The sequence below is a fragment of the Nitrosomonas sp. genome (assembly GCF_021731985.1).
Taxonomy (GTDB): Bacteria; Pseudomonadota; Gammaproteobacteria; order Burkholderiales; family Nitrosomonadaceae; genus Nitrosomonas.
On record NZ_JAKFWH010000039.1, the window covers coordinates 1 to 21,889 of the forward strand.

At 46.3% G+C, this 21,889-nt stretch carries 17 protein-coding genes and 1 pseudogene; 13 read left to right on the top strand and 5 right to left on the bottom strand.

The window, feature by feature from the left end; genetic code table 11:
- Together QZ942_RS14060 and QZ942_RS05100 are read left to right on the top strand one after the other, a co-directional pair.
- A partial coding sequence (locus tag QZ942_RS14060; protein ID WP_366835997.1) for an IS3 family transposase occupies positions 1-96 on the top strand: 96 nt, incomplete at its 5' end.
- Between the two features lie 321 nt (positions 97-417).
- Positions 418-1,020 (top strand): PEP-CTERM sorting domain-containing protein, encoded by a 603-nt coding sequence (locus tag QZ942_RS05100; RefSeq protein WP_292993609.1) that lies wholly within the window; start codon positions 418-420, stop codon positions 1,018-1,020.
- 297 nt (positions 1,021-1,317) lie between these two features.
- Here QZ942_RS05100 and QZ942_RS05105 read toward each other — a convergent pair whose 3' ends face one another.
- Positions 1,318-1,641, bottom strand: a complete 324-nt coding sequence (locus QZ942_RS05105; protein ID WP_292993610.1) for a hypothetical protein — start codon at positions 1,639-1,641, stop codon at positions 1,318-1,320.
- 469 nt (positions 1,642-2,110) lie between these two features.
- Here QZ942_RS05105 and QZ942_RS05110 point away from each other — a divergent pair, with 469 nt between their 5' ends.
- Together QZ942_RS05110 and QZ942_RS05115 are read left to right on the top strand one after the other, a co-directional pair.
- On the top strand, positions 2,111-6,187 hold the full coding sequence (locus QZ942_RS05110; RefSeq protein ID WP_292993611.1) for a hypothetical protein: 4,077 nt from the start codon (positions 2,111-2,113) through the stop codon (positions 6,185-6,187).
- Between the two features lie 160 nt (positions 6,188-6,347).
- A complete protein-coding gene (locus tag QZ942_RS05115; protein WP_292993612.1) occupies positions 6,348-6,617 on the top strand; it encodes a GNAT family N-acetyltransferase in 270 nt (89 codons plus the stop codon).
- A gap of 86 nt (positions 6,618-6,703) precedes the next feature.
- On the opposite strand, the gene rffA is transcribed toward QZ942_RS05115, so the two are convergent.
- From rffA to QZ942_RS05130, 3 genes and pseudogenes are all read right to left on the bottom strand, one after another.
- Positions 6,704-7,837 carry a dTDP-4-amino-4,6-dideoxygalactose transaminase gene (gene rffA, locus QZ942_RS05120; protein WP_292993613.1) on the bottom strand — a complete coding sequence of 378 codons (1,134 nt, stop codon included), beginning with the start codon at positions 7,835-7,837 and terminating at the stop codon, positions 6,704-6,706.
- A gap of 36 nt (positions 7,838-7,873) precedes the next feature.
- Positions 7,874-8,278 carry a GtrA family protein gene (locus QZ942_RS05125; protein ID WP_292993614.1) on the bottom strand — a complete coding sequence of 135 codons (405 nt, stop codon included), beginning with the start codon at positions 8,276-8,278 and terminating at the stop codon, positions 7,874-7,876.
- A 335-nt stretch (positions 8,279-8,613) separates the two neighbouring features.
- Positions 8,614-8,799: pseudogene (locus QZ942_RS05130) on the bottom strand (IS256 family transposase); the annotation flags it as partial.
- Positions 8,800-8,965: 166 nt separating this feature from the next.
- On the opposite strand from QZ942_RS05130, the gene QZ942_RS05135 reads away from it, so the two are divergent.
- Genes QZ942_RS05135 through QZ942_RS05155 form a run of 5 tightly spaced genes read left to right on the top strand, consistent with a single transcriptional unit; the run spans position 8,966 to position 13,497 of the window.
- Positions 8,966-9,178 carry a hypothetical protein gene (locus QZ942_RS05135; RefSeq protein ID WP_292993615.1) on the top strand — a complete coding sequence of 71 codons (213 nt, stop codon included), beginning with the start codon at positions 8,966-8,968 and terminating at the stop codon, positions 9,176-9,178.
- Positions 9,179-9,187: 9 nt separating this feature from the next.
- Positions 9,188-9,892 (top strand): WbqC family protein, encoded by a 705-nt coding sequence (locus tag QZ942_RS05140; protein WP_292993638.1) that lies wholly within the window; start codon positions 9,188-9,190, stop codon positions 9,890-9,892.
- Between the two features lie 31 nt (positions 9,893-9,923).
- Positions 9,924-11,369 carry an NAD(P)-binding protein gene (locus tag QZ942_RS05145; RefSeq protein ID WP_292993616.1) on the top strand — a complete coding sequence of 482 codons (1,446 nt, stop codon included), beginning with the start codon at positions 9,924-9,926 and terminating at the stop codon, positions 11,367-11,369.
- Positions 11,366-12,529 carry a class I SAM-dependent methyltransferase gene (locus QZ942_RS05150; protein WP_292993617.1) on the top strand — a complete coding sequence of 388 codons (1,164 nt, stop codon included), beginning with the start codon at positions 11,366-11,368 and terminating at the stop codon, positions 12,527-12,529. The genes QZ942_RS05145 and QZ942_RS05150 overlap by 4 nt, the downstream gene beginning before the upstream one ends.
- Positions 12,526-13,497 (top strand): glycosyltransferase family 2 protein, encoded by a 972-nt coding sequence (locus QZ942_RS05155; protein ID WP_292993618.1) that lies wholly within the window; start codon positions 12,526-12,528, stop codon positions 13,495-13,497. Before QZ942_RS05150 ends, QZ942_RS05155 begins: the two co-directional genes overlap by 4 nt.
- 356 nt (positions 13,498-13,853) lie before the next feature.
- On the opposite strand, the gene QZ942_RS05160 is transcribed toward QZ942_RS05155, so the two are convergent.
- A complete protein-coding gene (locus QZ942_RS05160) occupies positions 13,854-14,195 on the bottom strand; it encodes a hypothetical protein (protein ID WP_292993619.1) in 342 nt (113 codons plus the stop codon).
- A gap of 44 nt (positions 14,196-14,239) precedes the next feature.
- Here QZ942_RS05160 and QZ942_RS05165 point away from each other — a divergent pair, with 44 nt between their 5' ends.
- The 4 genes from QZ942_RS05165 to QZ942_RS05180 all read left to right on the top strand — a co-directional run bounded on the left by QZ942_RS05165 (position 14,240) and on the right by QZ942_RS05180 (position 21,154).
- On the top strand, positions 14,240-15,424 hold the full coding sequence (locus QZ942_RS05165) for a hypothetical protein (RefSeq protein WP_292993620.1): 1,185 nt from the start codon (positions 14,240-14,242) through the stop codon (positions 15,422-15,424).
- A 665-nt stretch (positions 15,425-16,089) separates the two neighbouring features.
- A complete protein-coding gene (locus QZ942_RS05170; protein ID WP_292993621.1) occupies positions 16,090-18,954 on the top strand; it encodes a ribonucleoside-diphosphate reductase subunit alpha in 2,865 nt (954 codons plus the stop codon).
- A gap of 33 nt (positions 18,955-18,987) precedes the next feature.
- Positions 18,988-20,184: a ribonucleotide-diphosphate reductase subunit beta gene (locus QZ942_RS05175; protein WP_292993622.1), complete on the top strand. Its 1,197-nt coding sequence runs from the start codon at positions 18,988-18,990 to the stop codon at positions 20,182-20,184.
- An 82-nt stretch (positions 20,185-20,266) separates the two neighbouring features.
- Positions 20,267-21,154, top strand: a complete 888-nt coding sequence (locus QZ942_RS05180; RefSeq protein WP_292993623.1) for a hypothetical protein — start codon at positions 20,267-20,269, stop codon at positions 21,152-21,154.
- The last annotated feature ends 735 nt before the right edge of the window (positions 21,155-21,889 follow it).

The following is a 21,889-nucleotide window of genomic DNA, read 5'->3' on the forward strand; positions in this document are numbered from 1 at the left end:
GTGTTTTATAACAACCAAAGACTGCATTCATACCTGGATTACAAAAGTCCGAACCAATATGAAGCTGAAGCAGCAAAAACGATGAAAGTTGCTTAACTGGGGTGTCCGGTTTTACTTGACCAGGTCAATAAGATATCTATCGAGTAATGTTTTCCCGGTGGAAATTTACTGTCTATTGCGGTGAATCGCGCGCCTTTACGACCGATTCCGGCAGAAAATAGGACAAATGTACTAGAAAAATCGGGAACCATTTGCTATTGCGTCCGCATAATCTGATAAGTAACATCGCTACTGGAGAAAGTGGACCAAGAAAGAGTATAATTTAACAATCACTTGTAATAGCAACAAAAAATATATCACGCACGGTTCAACAAAAGAGATACACCGATTAACCAAATAAGTAAACATGGAGATTCTATGAATAAACTCAAATCAACGGTTATTGCGGCAGCGATAACCACCGTATTCGCTGCACCAGCCAGTGCGGCCGTCACCATTTTTTCCGACAATTTCGATAGCTATTCGCCATTGATACTCAACTGGACGCCGCCCGTTGCAAGCGGATGGACAGTTTCAAGTGGCACGGTTGATTTAATCGGAACCAGTTTTATCGATATCTTACCCGGTAACGGAAACTATATCGATTTGGACGGCAGCACCAGCAATAGTGGTATTTTTGCCAACAACGTCAATCTCACCGGCGGCGTTACCTATACCTTGTCATTCGATCTGGCCGGCAGCCAGCGCGGTTCGACTGAAACCGCCAATGTCAATTTCGGCACTGCCAGCACCTCCGCTACGTTAGGCAGTAGTGCCGGGCTGACAACGTATAACTTAAATTTCACCCCGGCGGCTTCTGGTATTTATAGCTTCAACTTCGAGAATCTGGGTGGAGACAACTTTGGTTTATTGCTCGATAACGTATCGGTATCCGCGGTACCGGAACCGGAAACCTACGCCATGCTGCTCGTCGGCTTAGGAATGCTCGGTTTTATGCTGCGCAGAAAAGCAAACGTTTAATTCAGTTTCGTAACACAGCCGGGGAATCCACTTAGCAGTCGGATTTCCCGGAATCTTCCTGAGCTAAAGCTTCCTCTCCACTACGCAATCTTATCCAACCGGTATTGCCCGAGAATCTTTTTGTGCGTTTCATTGCGGAGTAATTCTGAGAGGGCTGCGACATTGATTGGTTTACTAAACAGATAACCCTGAACGATTTCACAACCGAAATCTTTCAGAATATCAAGCTATTCCGGTTTCTCAACACCTTCGGAGATGATTCCGTATCCAATTTCTGTACCATTTCAACGGCCACATTCAACTCAACTGGCGGGATGTTGCCGTATCCTCGATTTCGATGCGATAGACGGTGCTGCGCACGTTTTGTGCCGGTTTCTGCTTGGTATAGAGGGTTTCATTGACTGGGATGTAATCTTGCGCTTGCAAAATTTTTGCTATCGTTTCCGGCGGTGTATTTAACGAGATACCTGCGATCTCAATTGTATTCAATGGGTGTTTCTCCGCGCCGGTAGTCTGACTGGCCGAAATTGAGAAACTGATTGTCGTCGCAACCCCTAACAACAGAAATCGGAGTACTAAAGAACTTTTATGCCAATTCGACGAAGAAATAAAGCGCATCATAATCCTCTCGTAGAAACATTAACGGGCATGCTCTCCAGGCGGGATTATCTCACCATCCTGGTTGAGGAGTCTCTGAATAAACCACCTTGTCATTCCGAATGAAGTGAGGAATCTTTGGGGAACAGCAGTATAGATTTCTCGCTATGCTCGAAATGACAGTTATTGAAGCATGGAGCCAGGTCCAGAATTGAGAATATAGCCGATGAATTAAGTTTGATTTTTGATTTGTGATCTTGTTGGGTGCGTTGCCGGTATTGGATTCTTGATTCTGTACCTGATCCCAAAGATTTGGATTTGTGTGACCCCAAAGACCTGCGATAATGGATTCTCTCGATGTCGAATTTATCGCGAATGCATTTAAACTTGGTACAGATTAATACAAACAATAACATTTTAATGTCAATCGCACAGTACAACCCTGAAATATGCTTCGATTTCTGAAGTCTCTTTCTTTCGTAGAGCATAGGCCTTGAATAAGGAAGAAGAGCTTTTCCATGTGCAGCGTACCTGCACGCGCAGATCGGATAATGCGCAAGAGCGAAGAAGCTTTCCTTTGGAATCCTTTCGTGATCAAGCTGCATACGTGTTACTGGGCGATCCGGGATTGGGTAAAACTACATCCTTTAAGCAAGAAGCGGAAGAATCCGGTGACAAGTATATTAGCGCGCGAGACTTTGCCACTTTCGAACCTGGAGTGGAGTACCAAGGCAAAACCCTGTTCATTGACGGATTGGACGAGATGCGTGCCGGTGGTGGTGATAGCAGAATACCACTTGACGACATTCGAAAACATCTGGCAAGACTCGACCGTCCACGATTCCGTCTGTCGTGCCGCGAAGCAGATTGGCGAGGTGCAAGTGACAGCGAAGCCTTGAAGTGGGTATCGCCAGATAGTGAAATCATCGCGTTGCATCTTGATCCCTTGAATGATAATGACATCGCCGAAATTCTCCGGCACAAACCAACAGTCTCCGATCCGGCTAAATTTATGCGCCAGGCACGCGAACACCAGTTGGATGAATTATTGCGCAATCCGCAGATATTGAATTTGCTGGTTGAAGCAGTAGGCGGTGATGAATGGCCTCAAAGCCGTATGCAGGTTTATGAAATGGCTTGCAGAAAGCTTATAAAAGAAGAAAATCGCGAGCACCGTCAAGCAAAACGGGAACAGCCATTTCCCGAAGATATACTGCTGGATGCTGTAGGATATTTGTGTGCCATTCAGTTGTTATCGGGTGTGGCTGGTTTTTCGCTCGATGAAGAACGGGTAGATGATCAGCATCCTTCCTGGAAGGAATTGATAGAGTCTAATCTTCCACTGTTTGCTGCACTGAAAACCAATTTGTTTCAGGGTGATGGTGAAGAATTGCGCGTCCCGACTCATCGCAGCATTGCTGAATTTCTTGGGGCGCGCCACCTTGCTTCACGTATCAAGGATGATGGTTTGCCGTTTGGCCGCGTGCTTGCATTGATGACAGGTGCGGATGGCGGCGTAGTCACCGATCTGCGCGGATTTGCCGCATGGCTTTCGGTTCATTGTCTTAATGAGTCGCGCCGCCTCTTAATCGAACGCGACCCATTGGGTGTGGTGCTGTATGGCGATGTGCGGCATTTCCCATTGGCGGATAAACAATTTGTTTTTGCCGCTTTAAAAAATGAAGCGCAACGCAATCCGTGGTTTCGTTCGGAAGATTTTTCTTCCTCACCTTTCGGCGCATTGGGCACGAAGGATATTGAGCCGCTATTGCGTGAAATATTGATTTCGCCTTCTCGCGAGCAAACGGATCAGGAGATATTAAATTGCGCGCTGGAAGCGATCCGTTATGGCGAACCACTATCAAATCTTAATGATTTACTCGAAGCTATTGCGCGCGATAGCAGCTACCACCGATTCGTTAGAACAAGTGCGATAAAAACGTGGGTTCGTAATGCTCTGGATGATTGTGTAACGTTGCTGAAATTCGCGGAGGATATTCGCGCTGGTATTGTCGAAGACTGTGATGATGAAATACTCGGTATTATTCTAAAAGAGCTTTATCCGCAGCTTATTCCGCCTGACAGAATATTTGATTACTTGCATGTTCCAAGAATTGAAAGTTTGATTGGCAGTTATCGTGTTTTTTGGATTCACTATCTTCCGGAAAAATCTTCCAAAGAAAGCTTGTTGGCTGTGCTTGATAGATTCATACAAGTAAAGCCGGATATCGATCATATTCTGAAAGAGCATCATCAAAACCGTATGCCGGGAAATCTGCTGGTGCGCGGATTAAAGGAGTTCGGCGATACGATTTCTGATGAACAGATTTATGAATGGTTAGGTATTGGTCTCAACGAGTATGGTTATCCAAGGCTTGATAAGGAAAGTACTGAATTCATTGCAGCGTGGTTTACTGGTCGGCCTGAGCGCTACAAAGCCATGATTGAACTTGGCGCTGCACGTTGCGCTCATCAGGAAAATATCCATGCTTGCATGTATCGCTGTGAAAATCACCTGTACCGGTCACGGCCTCCAAACGGAATTGAAATGTGGTATCTGGAGAAGGCGGCAACGGAACAACATCATGGATTGGCAGAATTTTATTTTGATCAAGCCATTCGGGAGCTAAAACAGCGGAGAGAACAACAGGAGCTGACTCTCTCGATGCTGGAGATTCTTGAAAGATGGATTGAGGTACATCCCAATTTTCAAGTCCAGTTTGAACAAGTTATATCTTGTCCCATCGGGGACTGGCAACATAAATTCGCCCTCGAAGATCGGCAACGCAGAATCGAGCAGGAAGAACAGAAAAAAGGCTGGATTAAATCTTTTCGTCAGCATATTGCAGTTATTCGTGATGGTAGTGCGCATCCAAAGATATTGGATAAACTTGCTTTGGCATATGAGGGATTAAGTGACGAGACCTGGGGGGAAACACCTTGCGAACGTCTTGAGAATTTCCTGAATGGTGATGAAGAACTGATTGCTGCGACGTATTCAGGTTTTCGCCAAGCGCTTAATCGTAACGATTTGCCGAGTGTGAGTGAAATTGTTGATTTGGAAATTAGGTCAGAATGGGATCATATTCGTTTGGTTTGCTTGGTTGGTATGGATGAATTATTTCAGAATGATCCAATCAATGCGTTACGGCTTGAAGATGCTGTGTTGTCACGCTTAATAGCGTTCCAGCTTACTTATGGCAATTACAATGATTCGGAATGGCTTAAGGCACTTGTACGGCAACGTCCTGCGTTGGTGGCGGAAGTACTGCTAGTTTACCTCCTGGCCATGTTGCGTGCGGGGAAAGAGCATGTTTCCGGGCTGAGTCCCTTGGTGTGTGACGATGCGTATAGTGAGGTTGCACGCGCGGTGCTACCGAAACTTCTGGAAGAATTTTCGTTACGCGCCCGAAAAATTCAGTTACCGAACACACTTGTTCCGCTGCTAAAAGGTGCATTGCGTTACCTTGACCGGAAAGTCTTTACAGCATTGGTTGCTCGAAAAATCGAACTAAAAAGTATGAATGCTGCGCAGCAAGTGTACTGGTTGAGTTGTGGCTTGCTGCTTGCTCCGGATATTTATGAAACCCGGTTGTTTCAGCATGTTGGTAAGAGTGCCGTTCGGAAGGGATGCTTGGTAAATTTTTTATATCAAGATCACGTCGAGCGCCATTTACCCGATTGGGTGTCTTTTTCCGAAACTTCACTTAGCCATCTGATCGAATTGCTGGCACCTGATTGTTCTCCCGAACGTGTAATTGGGGCTTATAGGGCTAGCTTATCCATGAACACAGCCGATTTGGTACGCTCCTTTATCAATAAACTAAGTAATTACCCTACGGAAGGAGCTGTCTGTGAACTTGAACGTTTACAGAATCTACCTGAGCTTAAGTCTTGGCAGAGTCATTTGTGCAACGCTTTGCATTCTCAGCGCATTATTCGGCGCAAGGCATCGTTCAAGCGCCTCAGTATCGCTGAGATTGCCAACACATTGGCCGATCTTCAACCGGCCAATGCTGCCGATCTGGCTGCTTTGACTTTCGATCATTTGCGCGATATTGCACGAAAAATTCGTGATGGCAGTACCAACGATTACCAGCAATATTGGAGCTACGACATGAGTAATAAAAAACTGGAAAAATCCAAACCAGAGAACGATTGCCGTAATGCTTTGCTGTCCGATTTGCGGGAGCGGCTTGGAAAACTCAATATTGATGCTCAGGGAGAAAGTAGTTACGCGGACGATAAGCGTGCCGACATCAAGGTCTCATTTGGCGGTGCTAATGGATTCAACGTTCCCATCGAAATCAAGAAAGACAGCCGTACTGATCTTTGGCGTGCGATTCACGAGCAATTGATTGCCAAATATGTTCGCGATCCGGGGACGGATGGGTATGGAATTTATGTGGTGTTTTGGTTTGATGGGGAAGGGATGCCCTCTCCTGTCGATGGCGGTAAGAAACCCACTACTGCTCCTGAATTGGAGAATCGTTTGAAACAGACACTGACATCAGAAGAAATGCATCGTATTCGGATTTGTGTAATTGATTGCGCGCTTCCACGGAAATAAACTCAAAGCTACGGCAATACTGGGGGGGGAAGGTACTTTGTCGCGGATCCAATGCAAGTCAATAGACATCCCACAAGGTCACGAAATAAAAATTGTCGTTATGCCATCGGCTATATTCTTAGTTTGAGACTTCATTACTTAAAATGGCCGAATCTATAATATGGGATCCAGTCTGTGTTCCGACCCAAATTTGCAAAGAAAAGGGCTCGGCAAATATATGCTCGAGCAGGTGGAAACCTTTGCGCTGCGCACTCTGGGTGTGCACAAGTTTGTTATGTTCGTGGTATCGCAACGCCCGGAGTTAATCGCATTTTATCAACGCAGAGGCTATTCGCGCACCGACAGAGTTGAAACCTACCCATTGCATCTGGGTATCGGTGTGCCCAAAGTTCCCGAGTTAACGATTGAGTATCTAGAGAAGATCATTTAACTTGCGATTCGCCGCGGTCTTGCCACGGGGATAGGTGCAGGGCGCGCGGAGCAGATTTATTCAAATATTGATCGCCACATAAGCGGCTAAATATTATTGATTGCATCTTCCAGCACAGAGACGACCTCTTGTTGCTGGTTTTTGCTGAGTCCTATCCACAATGGCAGACGAATTATTTTTTCAGAACAGGAATCTGTGTTTACCAATTCACCTGATGCCCGTCCGAATTTCTTGCCAGCTGGGGATGAATGCAGTGGAATGTAGTGAAAAATTGCACCAATTTCCTCGGTCTTCATTCTTTGCAGTATTTTGTCGCGTCGTAGTTCCTCAGATAATAAAACATAATACATGTGTGCATTATGCTGGCAGTGATCAGGAATGATTGGTCTACGTAACAGGCCATGACTTTCCAGCGGCTCAAGTAATTTGTGGTATTCATCCCAGATGCCCATGCGCTGTTTTGTGATTTGCTCGGCTTCTTCGAGCTGTGCCCACAAAAACGCTGCGATTAGTTCTCCGGGTAAGAATGAGGAGCCCACGTCTTGCCATGTGTATTTGTCAACATGGCCGCGAAAAAATTGAGTGCGATTAGTACCTTTTTCACGAATAATCTCGGCCTGTAATGCTAAAGATGCATCGTTAACAAGCAAGCATCCCCCTTCGCCAGAAATGACATTTTTAGTTTCATGAAAACTATAAGCGCCAAGATCGCCTATGCCGCCAAGATCGCGACCTTTGTAAGTGGACATTACGCCTTGTGCTGCATCTTCTACTACCATGAGTTTGTGGCGTTTGGCGATGGCCAGAATCGTATCCATTTCACATGACACGCCAGCATAGTGAATAGGGACAATGGCTTTAGTGCGAGTGGTTATTGCGTCTTCTATCAAATGTTCATCGATATTCAGAGTGTCTTGCCTGATGTCAACAAAAACCGGCACTCCCCCCCTGAGTACAAAAGCATTCGCCGTTGATACAAAAGTATAGGACGGCATGATAATTTCATCACCCGGCTGTATATTAAGTAACAAAGCTGCCATTTCCAAAGCAGCTGTGCAGGAATGTGTTAACAGGACTTTTGCACTTCCCGTGCGAGCTTCAAGCCATGTGTGACATCGTTTAGTGAAAGGCCCATCACCGGCAAGAATATTATGAAAGTGAGCTTCAGCTATATAAGAAAGCTCTTTGCCGGACATGTATGGCTTGTTAAATGGGATCATTGTAATCTCGTATTGGGCTGCATAATAGCCAGTGTGTCATCGACTATCTTTCTTTTCATTAAAACCTTCACTGAAAACAAAAAATTTAAATGTAACAAATAAAAATCCGGCGACTATAAAAATAGCAATACCTTGAACCCATTGGTGTGGATAATGATAGTGATCAACAAATATCAAAAGAAGAAAAAAATTGAGAGTGTAACCCATCATATGTGCAATTACATAACGAATACTGGAACTGACCCAATATCCATTGTGTTGAAAAGTCCATTTGCGATTAGCCAGATAACTGGTGGTCGCACCACATAAATATAGAATTGTCATGACAAGTTTAGGTTCGGCGCCAAATGATGTAATCAAAAGATAGATGCAATACCAACTTAAATTGGTTACAACACCAATCATGCCGTAGCGCAATAACTGTGTTAAAGATCTAGTCAATAGTAACACCCATATCTGAGCTGAATACATCAATAAGACCAGTACGTATCCCGAAGTAGCGGGAAAGATCGATGGTGTTTTTGTTAATCAATGATTGCGCGCCAGTCGTGTCTTCATTAGCTAATATAACATTTTAATAATATCAATGACAAATAGAACCTAAACTCTCCGGATTGGATTTTTATCCTTTCCCCTGGGAACACAGAGGTATGCCTGGAGGAACTAAAGATTAGGGTCTGTAGTGGATTGGATGGTGCGTGCGAGCGAGACACCAATATTTTAGGGATATCGATATATTTTTATCGAGGGTGTCCTAGATTTTGTGTAAGCGGTGGTTAATAGTGCCGAGTCATTCTTTCGTTAAATTGAATAGTAAACCTGTTTAACGCATGCTTCCAATCTTTAAGTGGCATAGACCATTTTTTGGCGATATTGCTGAGTGCCAAATAGAACAATTTGATTACAGCTTCATCGTTAGGAAACGATCCCCGGTTTTTGCTGACTTTGCGTAGGCTCATGTTGTCGCATAATGACCGGTTCAGCAATTCAATTTCAGACTCATTCCTTGATGGAAATATGCAGGCCCTTCAGACTCATTCCATATTGGAAGAGGCTCGTGTTTGACAAACTATCTGATTTCCAGTACTTTCGATTCATATGAAAAAGAGCGTTTGTTTTTTCCGCTGAATGTCGGACTATAGCAAGAATGTCAGCATTGCTGAATTTGCACGCTTGTGGCGGACACTATCGGTTATCAGGGGTGAGTTGGTTTTTAATGCCAGAAAGTTGGATGGCCGTGCGCAAATTGATGGACAGCGTTTTGCTGCGCTCCTTGGGGTGGAGGTCTTAGATTGGCACTGTTTCCGGCTTGGCTACAACCGATACCGAGGAGTGTGTTGAGTGCAATTGATGCAGGCAGGAAATAAATTGAAGAAGGTTGCGATATTGCAGTCGAACTATGTTCCCTGGAAGGGGTATTTCGACATGATCGCCGCTGTAGATGAATTCATCATTTATGACGATGTGCAATTCACGAAAAATGACTGGCGTAACAGGAACAAGATCAAGGCGAATGGCCAAGTACAGTGGCTGACCATCCCGGTGCGCCACAGTATCTCTGACAGGATCCGCGATGTAAAGGTGTCCCTCGACAACTGGAACATCAAACACTGGAAGACACTTCAGGCCAACTACGGTCGGGCGCTGGCGTTTCGTGACGCATCTGACTTCCTTGAAGAGTTATATCGAGCGCCACGATCTGCTTACCTGAGTGAGATCAATGTCGAGTTCATCCGGGCGATTAACAGTTTTCTTGGTATTGATACCCGGGTTACCTGGTCATCCGACTATGAGTATGGCGGAGAAAGATCAGAAAGGGTGCTGGCTTTGTGCAAGGCGGCCGGGGCTAACAGCTACCTATCCGGTCCGGCAGCGAAATCTTATCTGGATCTTTCCCTATTTGAACAGGAAGAGATCACAGTCGAATGGATGGATTATTCGGGTTATCCGGAATACCCGCAGATGAGCGGTTCATTTGACCATGCTGTGTCCATCCTTGACCTTATATTCAACACCGGATCTTCAGCTGGTTCATTCATGAAGTTTGTCAAGTAGGGTACAGCACAATGATAGAGGGGTGTGTTCTATGATCGAAACCACGGTGAAAGGTAAAATCGTAATTGCCGGTGCCGGTGTGACCGGGCTAATGGCGGCGCTCCGGATCAAACAGCTTGATCCAGGTGCCGAGATTGTCATTTTTGACAAGGCCGATCGGCCTGGCGGCATGTATCAGAGTATTGAGTACCCGGGTGGCCGGGTGTTCGACCATGGTATGCACGTCATCTATGAGTCATGCAATCCCGTTGTGGATGATCTCTATCGCGAAGTGATGGACGAACAGGACTGGCACATTTATGAAAACAACGAGAAGGACATTGCCGGTTTGTTTTTCAGGGGGCGCTTGCAGGATTATTCCCACTATGTGGACCTGAGGTCATTCAACGAAGCGGAAAAGAAGCAGTTCCTCGGTGACTTTATGTTGAACCTTGAGGCAGATAGTGTCGACTCTGGACGCTCGGCTAGGCAACTTCTGCTGAGCCAGTTTGGCAACGAAATCGTTGAGGCGGTGCATCGGCCGCTTGTCCAGGCCTTGTATGGCATGAGTGTTGAAGAGGCAGATCGGTTTGTAGTCAAGGCGACGGCGTTAGAACGGGTTATTCTGTTTAACCCGGACACTATGCTTGACCTGATGCAATCAGGTAAGATTCGTTCACGGCTGGCATTTCCGGATCAGCTGAACTTGCCGCCTTATCGCACCAACGACCAGAAAGCACTGTATCCCAGACGCTTTGGCATGAAGCATTTTATCGAACGGCTGGAAGGCGCCGTGCGGCAGCAAGGAGTAGAAATCCTGACTAATATTGCCAGCCTGACTTTGCATTGCCCGAGTAATCGGGTCAATTCAGTAACCATTGCCGGGAAAAATGGCGATTCCAAGGAAGTGGCGACCAGTACTTTGCTGTGGACTATTGGTTGGCCGGGTATGGCGCACGCACTTGGTGTCGACATGTCCGGTATCAGCATGACCAGGGGACCGAAAGTGGTGTATGCCAACTTGGTGTTCGACAAGCCGCCGGAGATGGGCCGGCTCTACTATATTTACTGTTACGATCCGGGCTTCGCGGCGTTCCGGGTTACGAATTACACGAATTACTGCCCGGCGGCATCGGTCGACGGTTTTCCAGTCTGTGTCGAGCTTTGGCCTTCGCGCCTGGGTCTTGAGGCAAGCCAGTTGCCAGATGAGCAATGCCTTGCGTTAGTAATGGATGAATTGCGGCGTATGGGCATAATCACGGATAGCCATAAGCTTGAATTCTCAGCGATCGAAAATAAAGGCGGGGAATTCCCGCTGCCATCCCTGGCCAATACGGCCGGTATTCGGGAAATAAAGAAGCGAGTGCTCGACAAGGGCGTGAACAATATCGAGGTGGCGGGAATCATGGCGGACGATGACTTGTTTTTTATCCCGGACATCCTGAACCATGCGTTTTCCGTCATTGAAAAAACTTTTACGGATGAGAACAGGAAATGAGTAGCATTGCCATCGAGAAACTACCTTTTTATTGGCGACTGAGTCCTACGGGTGAGGCCCGCAGCAACATCGTCCAGGATTACTATCCGTTTGTGTTTTCCCAGCAACCGGAATTCGGACTGGTTATCCAAGAGCGTAATGCTGCGGTGCTGGATGCATTGGAGAAGATCTACCAGCAGGAATATAACATTGGTTACTTGCAGGATGCCAATGAAATCGCCAGACCGTACGGTGTGGATTTTATTCGTTTCCTCGATCAGGTGTTGGCGGACAATCCCGGCATCCACAAGGTCTTGGAGATCGGCTGTGGTGGTTGTGTCATCCTCGAAGGATTCAAGAACCGGGGTTATGATGTTGTCGGTGTGGATTCAAGTCCGTTTGCCGCAAAGGAAGGCGCCAAAAAAGGGGTGAATGTGGTTACGGCTTTCTTCCCGACTCCGCTGATTACGGAGCAGTTCGACCTGATTTTCAATGTGGATGTACTTGAGCACATCCACAAGCCGCTGGACTTTCTCAAGCAGATTCACGAAGCCCTGAGCCCGGATGGGATTGTGGTTGTTAATGTGCCGGATGCGACCGAAAGCATCGAGATCGGCGATATTTCGATGGCGATGCACCAGCATCTCAATTATTTCACGGAAGACTCGTTGGCGGCGCTGTTGCGTAGTGCTGGCTTTGAGGTGCTGCATGTTGTTAAGGCCGGTTACGGCGGATCGCTCTATGCGGCGGCACGCCGTTCAAAAACCGCAGAAGGTAATATACACGGAAACCTGGATGATTCTGCAGCGCATGATCGCTTCCCCGTATTGGCCAGGCAGGTGCTTTCCACGTTTGACCAGTTAGTAGCCAGTATCGTGACGGATAAATCGGCCAGTCTCGGCTTTTATGTGCCCTTGCGTACACTACCATATATTGCCATGTCCGGGCGGTTTTCCGGTTTTCGTTTTTTTGATGACACGAACCATTGGCACTATAGGGAGTTTGACGGTGTCCCGGTTACTATCGAAAACTTCGCTGACTTGCAAAAAGAACCGGTCACGCACCTGCTGATTATGAGCCTGACCTTTGGCGACGTTATCCGGAAAAAAATCCACGCCAGCTTCGGTAACAGGATCAAAACCTATACGCTATCCGAGATCGCCAGTGGGTCTGTGTTATGACGGAACAGGCCGCTTTGCCTGAATTGTCCGTGGTGGCAACAATTTATAACGCGGCGCCCATGGTGCGGGAGCTGGTTGACAGGCTGAGGGCCGTGCTGGGTGAAATGGGCGTCACGCATGAAATTATCCTGGTGGATGATGGCAGCAAGGATGATTCAGCCTATGTCATGCAGATGCTTTCTGAAGAAGATAACCAAGTCAAATCCATTATCCTGAGCCGGAATTTCGGGCAACAGGTTGCCATGAGTGCCGGTATCCAGTTCGCGCGCGGAAATTATGTCCTGATTATGGACGGGGACTTGCAAAATCCGCCCGAGGCGATTCCCATGCTGTACAAGACCGTCAGAGAAGGCTTTGACATTGTTTATACCGCATCAATCAGCCGGAATAACTGGATTGACGGAGCAACTTCATGGTTGTTCTGGCGATTCATGAGCGCAATCATGAAAGTGGATATTGTCAAAAGCCAGTTGATGATGCGGATTTTCAACCGGAAGGTGGCAGATTATTTTAGTTTCTACCCGGAAAAGATCAGGACGATCGCGGGTATTACCCATGATATCGGCATGCAATATAAGATTGTCGATGTAAGCAATGCCAAAAGGGCATCGGGCAAGAGTAACTACAACACGGTAAAGCGGATCAATCTTGCCATTGATGTGTTATTGGACCTTTCCAATAATCCGCTCAACATTCTGTTCTATTTTGGGTTTGCAATTCTGTGCATCACCGGGGTTCTGTCGCTGTTTTACCTATACCTGTATTTGTTCGAGAATATCCTACCTGGTTTCACTAGTATTATCCTGTCGACTCTATTTTTCGGCAGCATCAACCTGATTTCATTGGGACTGATTGCCCGTTATATATCTAATATCTACACCGAAGTAAAAAACAGGCCTTTGTATCTGGTACGCAAGGCATTCAATGTGCCTGAATGCCAGCAAGAAGGTGAAAAGAAATGGAATTGATCAGAGGAAAAGAGTGTGGCATTGGTAAAAAGCTTTCTCACCTAGCTCGTGTAGGTGTTTGTCTTGCAGTCAACTTGACCGGACGTTGAATTGTTTCAGTGCGCCGGAGGTTTTGTACTCTCCGTAGTACACCGTAAAGATTTCGACGTGTTGAACGTGTAAGTCAGGCAAAGAACCCAGATCCTTGGTATCTTTCGTCTGGATAGAAAAGAAGTATATAGAATCAATGTTTTTTCTGCCGCTATGGCATAAATTTTGTAAATTTCTGATCGTTTGGCATTGTGTTTGGTACCCCAATTGCTTTCCGGCACATTGAAGATGGTTGATGAGCGTTCATTTTTCCTATTCGCTGACTCCTAAATTAAATTATTAATTAATAATACCTTACTGACCTTAAATGAGATTAACAACTGAACGCATTCTATTTTATGTATTTTGTATTTTAGCCGCGTCTCCTTTATTGTTTTCGCATTACCCGCCGATGATTGATATACCGCAGCACGCTGCGGTAATTGCAACACTGAATAATCTTGCCCTACCAAATTATCCTTACCGCGATCTTTATTACCTTGAGTGGATACGCCCTTATTTGGGTGGTTATCTAATTCTCTGGGGAGTAAGTCAATTCCTGCCCATCCTTCTGGCAGTGAAACTATTGATTGCCGCAGCCGTAATTGCAACCCCGATAACCGCGTCATGTTTACGTGCACACTTTGGTGGTGATGTCAGATGGGACTGGTTGATGCTTCCGATCAGTTATGGCTTTGCATTCCAATGGGGGTTTTTTAATTTTATTGTTGGCGCACCGATCGTGTTGCTGTTTTTGTTATCTGCATTTAAATATGCTGAAAATCCAAGTTTACGAACCGGGCTATGGTTGACATTTTTTGCATACACTCTTCTATTGATACATCTTCTTGTAGCTGCATTTGGTTGCGGACTTGCATTTTTATATGTCATTGCCAGCAAATCACAATGGAAACAAAAATTACTTACTGGACTTCCTTTTATTAGCCCGCTGCCAGTAGTTATCATTTATTTGTTTGTGTGGGTGAGTTCAGGTGGACAAGCGAACAGTGAGGGTACATGGGGACTAAGCATATATAGACCTATTGAATTCCTGGCTTCTGCTGTCGGACTTAGACCCACCAGAACGAACGCCGCAATTGGGTTGCTGATTTTTGCTTTACCGTTCCTGCTGGGCGCTCGCTTAACAGACAGCAGGCCCAGACAAGCAGTTTTTGTCGCTTATCTTTTATGGATGATGTTTGGCCCAAATTATATTTTAGGTAATTTTTTTACCTACAATCGTTTTGCACTATTTGGCCTCCCAATGCTGTTCGTTGTAATAACTAAACCATCGTCGACAGAACACTCTGCGAGATATGACACTCTTCTGCGCAGCTTATTTTTTATTTTTCCTGTAGCACTCATCATTTCGTTCTGCTTCCGATTTTCAAGTTTTGATGATGAATCCAAGGGTTACCGTGATATTGAAACCAAAATGCAACCACACAAACGCATGTTGGGTTTGATTCACAACAATCAGAGTTCCGTTTTTAATTTACCAATGTATTTGCATTTTGCATCCTGGTACCAGGCTGAACATTCAGGAGCTGCTGATTTCAGTTTTTCACAATTTGGATTGCTCGTCAGATATAGACCTGATGCTGCAGTAGCTATATCTTCGAAATTTGCATGGCATCCGGAGTCTTTTGACTGGAATTTAAACAAAGGTTGGCTTTACGACTACTTCCTGGTTCGCAATGAGAGCGACATCAGTGCGCATGTCTTCAGAACAGCAGAATGCCCTGTCAAATATGTTGCCCATAGTGGCTCCTGGTGGTTGTACGAAACAGAACTGGGTGATGCAAATGATCCACTTTCCTGTGCTGCGAAGCGCATTGCTGAAAATCAGCTAAAGTAGTTCCGTAATGAAGAAGGCAGCTATCACCAGCTCAATTACTTTCTTTAGAAAAGTTATTTAGACAACATTGCAATACGGAGCAAAAGACTGCATCAACTCATCTTTGGAGAAAATGACTATTGGTAATTCTGCGAGTGATGAGTGGTGTGCAGTTTTGTAGCAAGGGAAAAACGGGGTAAAGCGGATATTTCTACTTTGCAGAAGAACAGAAATTTCTATTTGGCGTTGACAACAAATTCTCTAAACAACGTCAATCCAGCGGTCGCTGTTAATAACTCATCCAACTTTTCCACCTTGAGCAATAGCGGGCTTTATACCAAAGCTCCCATCGTCCTGTCTTCTCTTTTTGCCACCCTAGGTGAATATTCCGACGACCTTAATTCTATTGGTTCTCTTGTGTGACAAAGCATTTCTTTGCATTACGATCCTTGAATCGCAGATCTTTAGCTTCACCCTCTGTTCCCAACACTGTTGTAAAAATTATCAATCATGCGGAAAAGTTTGCAAAAATTTGCAGCTTTGTCATAATTTGTGGTGTACCATTGGTGCCGTAGTCATCTGTGTTAGACACTAGATATAGTGGTTTTGAGAAAAAAATGATAGTACATTGAATCAATGGAAATTTATTTTTTCTCGCGTGAATAATCAGTCAGGAGAGATCATCGATGCAGCTTACGACAGAACATATCAACCTCAAGCCTGTTTCCGGAAGTCAAAGTTTTACCGATTCCAGTCACCAAAATTCCCTTTTTTCTCAGTACAGAGTCATCCGCCGTAACGGTGCGGTGGTGGCTTTTGAGCCGGGAAAAATTACGGTTGCGATGACCAAGGCGTTCATCGCGGTCGATGGCGGTCAGGGTGCGGCGTCGGTCAGGGTGCGCGAGGTGGTTGCGGGATTGACCAATGATGTTGTGGGCGCATTACTGCGCCGCCAGCCGGATAGCGGTACTTTCCATATTGAAGATATTCAGGATCAGGTTGAGCTGGCTTTGATGCGCTCGGGCGAACACGATGTGGCGCGTGCTTATGTGCTGTATCGTGAAGACCGTGCGCGTGAAAGGGCCAAGCTCAAACAGAAATCCGCTGCTGAAGTGGCGGCAGAAACACTGTATGTGGTGGATAACGGGCAAAGAGTGCCATTGGATATGGCCCGATTATCCGCATTGATCGAGTCTTCCTGCAGTGGATTGGGAAATACCGTCGATGCCTCGCTGATTCTGAAAGCCACAGTAAAAGATTTGTATGACGGTGTACCGCTGGATGAAGTCAGGAAATCCGTGATTCTGTCTGCGCGCGTTTTGATCGAGAAAGATCCTGCCTATAGTTATGTGACGGCACGATTACTGTTGAATAACATGCGTTACGAAGTGCTGGGCGAGGAAGTTTCGCAGCAAATGATGCAAGCGCAATATAAAGATTACTTTCCGGTTTTCATCAAACGCGGTATTGAGGCCGATCTTCTGGATGAGCGCCTGGCGCAGTTTGATTTGACGCGTCTGGCCGAAGTACTCGATGCGGCGCGTGATTTGCAATTTGATTATTTGGGATTGCAGACTCTGTATGACCGCTATTTCCTACACATCAAAGAAAACCGTATTGAATTGCCGCAAGCGTTTTTTATGCGCGTGGCGATGGGGCTGGCGCTGAACGAAATCGACCGGGAAGCGCGCGCGATTGAGTTTTATCACGTGTTATCCAGTTTTGATTTCATGAGCTCGACGCCGACTTTGTTCAATTCCGGCACTTGCCGCTCGCAATTGTCATCGTGCTACCTCACCACGGTGCCGGACGATCTGGACGGCATTTACGAAGCGATCAAGGAGAATGCCTTGCTGGCCAAATATGCCGGCGGATTGGGCAATGACTGGACCGCAGTGCGCGCCATGGGTGCACGCATCAAAGGCACCAACGGCAAATCGCAGGGTGTCGTGCCTTTCCTTAAAGTGGTATCGGATACGGCGGTCGCGGTGAATCAAGGCGGCAAACGTAAGGGGGCGGTATGCGCGTATCTGGAATGCTGGCATCTGGATATCGAGGAGTTTCTCGAATTGCGCAAAAATACCGGCGACGACCGCCGCCGCACGCATGACATGAATACCGCCACTTGGATTCCCGATTTGTTCATGAAACGAGTCATGGATGGTGGCGATTGGACTTTGTTCTCGCCTTCGGATGTGCCGGATTTGCACGAAAAATTCGGTCAGCAGTTTGAGCAAGCGTATTTAGCGTACGAAGCCAAAATCGAGCGCGGCGAGCTGGAGCTCTACAAAAAAATCCCGGCAGTGCAATTGTGGCGCAAGATGTTGAGCATGCTGTTTGAAACAGGGCATCCATGGATTACTTTTAAAGATCCATGCAATATCCGCTCGCCGCAAAATCATGTCGGGGTGGTTCACAGCTCGAACTTATGCACGGAAATCACCTTGAATACCAATGACAAGGAAATTGCCGTGTGCAATCTCGGTTCGGTGAATCTGGTGGCGCATTTGAAAGACGGTGCGCTGGATCTGGACAAGCTGAAACGCACGGTGAGTATTGCGATGCGCATGCTGGATAACGTCATCGATATCAATTTCTACGCAGTGGCCAAAGCCAGAAATGCCAACCTCAAGCACCGGCCGGTCGGATTAGGCATTATGGGATTTCAGGATTGCCTGCATCAACTAGGCATTCCTTATAGTTCGAATGCCGCAGTGGAATTTGCCGATCGTTCGATGGAAGCGGTGGCGTATCAGGCTTATTGGGCTTCCACCGAACTGGCGGAAGAACGCGGTTGCTATAGTTCGTACAAAGGCAGCTTGTGGGATCGCGGCATTCTTCCGCATGACACGCTCGAAATACTGCGAAAAGAGCGTGGCGGTTTTGTCGAAGCGGATTTGTCCACGACGCTGGATTGGGATGCGTTGCGTCAGCGTATTAAAAATCATGGCATGCGTAATTCCAATTGCCTGGCGATTGCGCCTACCGCTACGATATCCAATATCATTGGCGTTTCAGCCAGTATTGAGCCGACTTACCAGAACTTATATGTCAAATCCAATCTGTCCGGTGAATTCACGATCACCAATCGATCTTTGGTCGATGATTTGAAGAAACTCAATCTGTGGGATGAGGTCATGATTTCGGATCTGAAATATTTTGACGGTGCCATCAGCAAAATAGACCGTATTCCGGAGAGTATTCGCACGCTGTATGCCACCGCATTCGAAATGGAACCGTATTGGCTGATCGAAGCCGGTGCGCGGCGGCAAAAATGGATTGATCAATCGCAATCGCTGAATATTTATATGGCAGGCGTTTCCGGTAAAAAACTGGATGACACATATAAATTGGCTTGGATTCGTGGTCTAAAGACCACTTACTATTTGCGTTCGATGGGGGCGACAGCCGCCGAGAAATCGACAGTGCGCGCCGGTTCACTGAATGCAGTGCCTGCCGATGGCGGTATGGCTAAAGTGGCGATGGAAGTATCGACTGTCGAAATCAAATACTGCGCGATCGATGATGAAAGTTGCGAATCGTGCCAATAACCGAACGAATGAATAAGAAGAAAAGGAGTAAACATGCTGACATTTGAAGACGAACCCGTTAAAGCGCAAGCACCATTAACCATCGACCCATTGTTTCAAACGGACGCACAGGATTTTGATTTGCGGCCGCAAACGCCATTGCATGGACAGGGCAGTGCTGCTGTACACGCCAACGCAGCAATTGCCGCTGAACCCGTAGCCGGAAGCGCCAACCGGCGCGTCTCGGTTGAAGACAAGCAAATCATCAATTGCAACGCCGACGTCAATCAACTCGTGCCGTTTAAATACAAATGGGCGTGGGATAAATATCTGGGCGCGTGCGCCAATCATTGGATGCCGCAGGAAATCAGCATGAGCCGGGATATTTCTTTGTGGAAGGATCCCAATGGCTTGACCGAGGATGAGCGCCGTCTGATCAAGCGCAACCTGGGCTTCTTTGTAACGGCGGATTCATTGGCAGCGAATAATATCGTACTGGGCACTTACCGGCATATTACCAATCCGGAGTGCCGCCAATATTTGTTGCGCCAGGCATTTGAGGAGGCCATTCATACGCATGCGTATCAGTATATTGTCGAATCGCTGGGTCTGGATGAAGGTGAAATCTTCAATGCCTATCATGAAGTGGCTTCTATCCGCGATAAGGACGAGTTTCTGATCCCATTTATTGATACGCTGACCGATCCGCATTTCAAGACGGGCACGCAAGAAACCGATCAGCAATTACTCAAAAGCCTGATTGTTTTCGCCTGCATTATGGAAGGGTTATTCTTCTATGTCGGTTTTACGCAAATACTCGCGCTCGGCCGGCAAAATAAAATGACCGGCGCCGCTGAGCAATATCAGTATATTCTGCGGGATGAATCGATGCATTGTAACTTCGGTATCGATGTGATCAACCAGATTAAAATGGAAAATCCGCATCTATGGACCAAAGCATTTCGCGATGAAATCAATGAATTGATGCATAAAGCCGTGGCGCTGGAATACCGGTATGCCGAAGACACCATGCCCCGCGGCGTGCTGGGTATGAATGCGCCGATGTTCAAGGAGTATTTACGCTATATCGCGAATCGCCGTTGCCAGCAAATCGGTTTGGATATTCTTTACCCGAACGCCAACAATCCGTTCCCGTGGATGTCGGAAATGATCGATCTGAAGAAGGAAAAGAATTTCTTTGAGACGCGGGTGACCGAATATCAAACCGGCGGGGCGCTGAATTGGGAATGAGGGTTGTTGAATAATCGCAATCGGTGTCGATTCAGTTTAGGCGATATTTTTTGATTTATTATGATTATACCGTAACAAGCCAATGAGTCTCGCCTTACAAAAAGTCACCGACGCAGAGTTACGAAGTATCTGCAAAGAACGAATCGAAGCTCTTGAGCATTGGCTTCGTCGCCTAATAGATGACCAATTGGCGCCAACATACGGTGATTACTTCACGTATACCGATGCAAATGGCAGTCGTCTAATTAAGAAAAACCTGTCAGATCAGGTTAGAAATCGTCGAACGAATGAGCCTACTCGCTACCCTCGCGAAATTGACGCGGTATTGCTAAAGGATGCCGTAGACATCATCTGTAAGGAAGAATTATTTAGCAAGCATTTCAAGAAGCCGCTCTCAGAAGCTTTTCCAAATGGACGAGAGGAAGCGAAAACGTTTCTCTGTCGCCTACTTGTTCCTCGAAACTATCTTGCGCACGCAAATGCAATTAGTATTAGGCAAGCTGAACAAATCGTCTGCTACGTAAACGACGTCATCGAATCCCTGAAAAATTATTACCGTGAGTGCGGAATGCATCAAGATTACAATGTACCTCTAATCCTCAAGGTAACCGACTCGTTTGGGCAAGTATTTACGCGCAGTCAGTTTAGACCGTGCCACGATGGCGGAATTATGAAGACGTTTCTTGATCAATCTCAATATTTTCTCCATCCATATGACACGCTAGTTCTTGAGCTGGAAGTAGATCCGTCATTCAATCCTGATACCTATACTCTCACCTGGGGATCAGCAAAAGATCATGGATTATCCTCCCGGACCGGTCCTCGCATTGTTATTCCAATTACGAACAAGCACGTCTGTCAGCAGTTTGACATTCAGTGTCGGTTGACAACTAAGAACGATTGGCATCGCATGAACAATGAAGCCGATGACTTTCTAATGCTCCATTATAAAGTTTTACCACCTAAATGAAGGTATCAGGGCATAACCTTGCGTCACCGGATGCAGCTCGTAGGTTGGGGAGAGGTACGAACCCCAACATCAACAAAATCGCCAATCGTTGGGTTTCATTTTATTCAACCCAACCTACGGGTTGTTGCCATTGAAGATGACGCGGTGCTCGGCGGCAGTATGGGGGTTTTATATTCCGCTCATAATGTTGGTTGCAATCGCGAGGAGCCTTGTAATCGGATAAAACGTTTAGTAGTCGTGTCAACTCGGACAGAAAACGTCATATATGCAATGAATGAAACGCTAAACCGGAATTTTATGAGAACACTAAATTATTCGTCACACCGGCGAAGGCCGGTGTCCAGTTCTTTGATTTTTCTGGATTCCGGCCTTCGCCGGAATGACAAGTTTAGAGTAATTTAGAGCTCGTAGGTTGGGGTGAGGCACGAACCCCAACATCAACAAGGTCGCCAATCGTTGGGTTTCATTTCATTCAACCCAACCTACGGGTTGTTGCCATTGAAGATGATGCGGTGCTCGGCGGCAGTATGGGGGTTTTATATTCCGCTCATAATGTTGGTTGCAATCGCGAGGGGCCTTGTAATCGGATAAAACGTTTAGCAGTCGTGTCAACTCGGACAAAAAACGTCATATATGCAATGAATGAAACGCTAAACCGGAATTTTATGAGAATACTAAATTATTCGTCACACCGGCGAAAGCCGGTGTCCAGTTCTTTGATTTTTCTGGATTCCA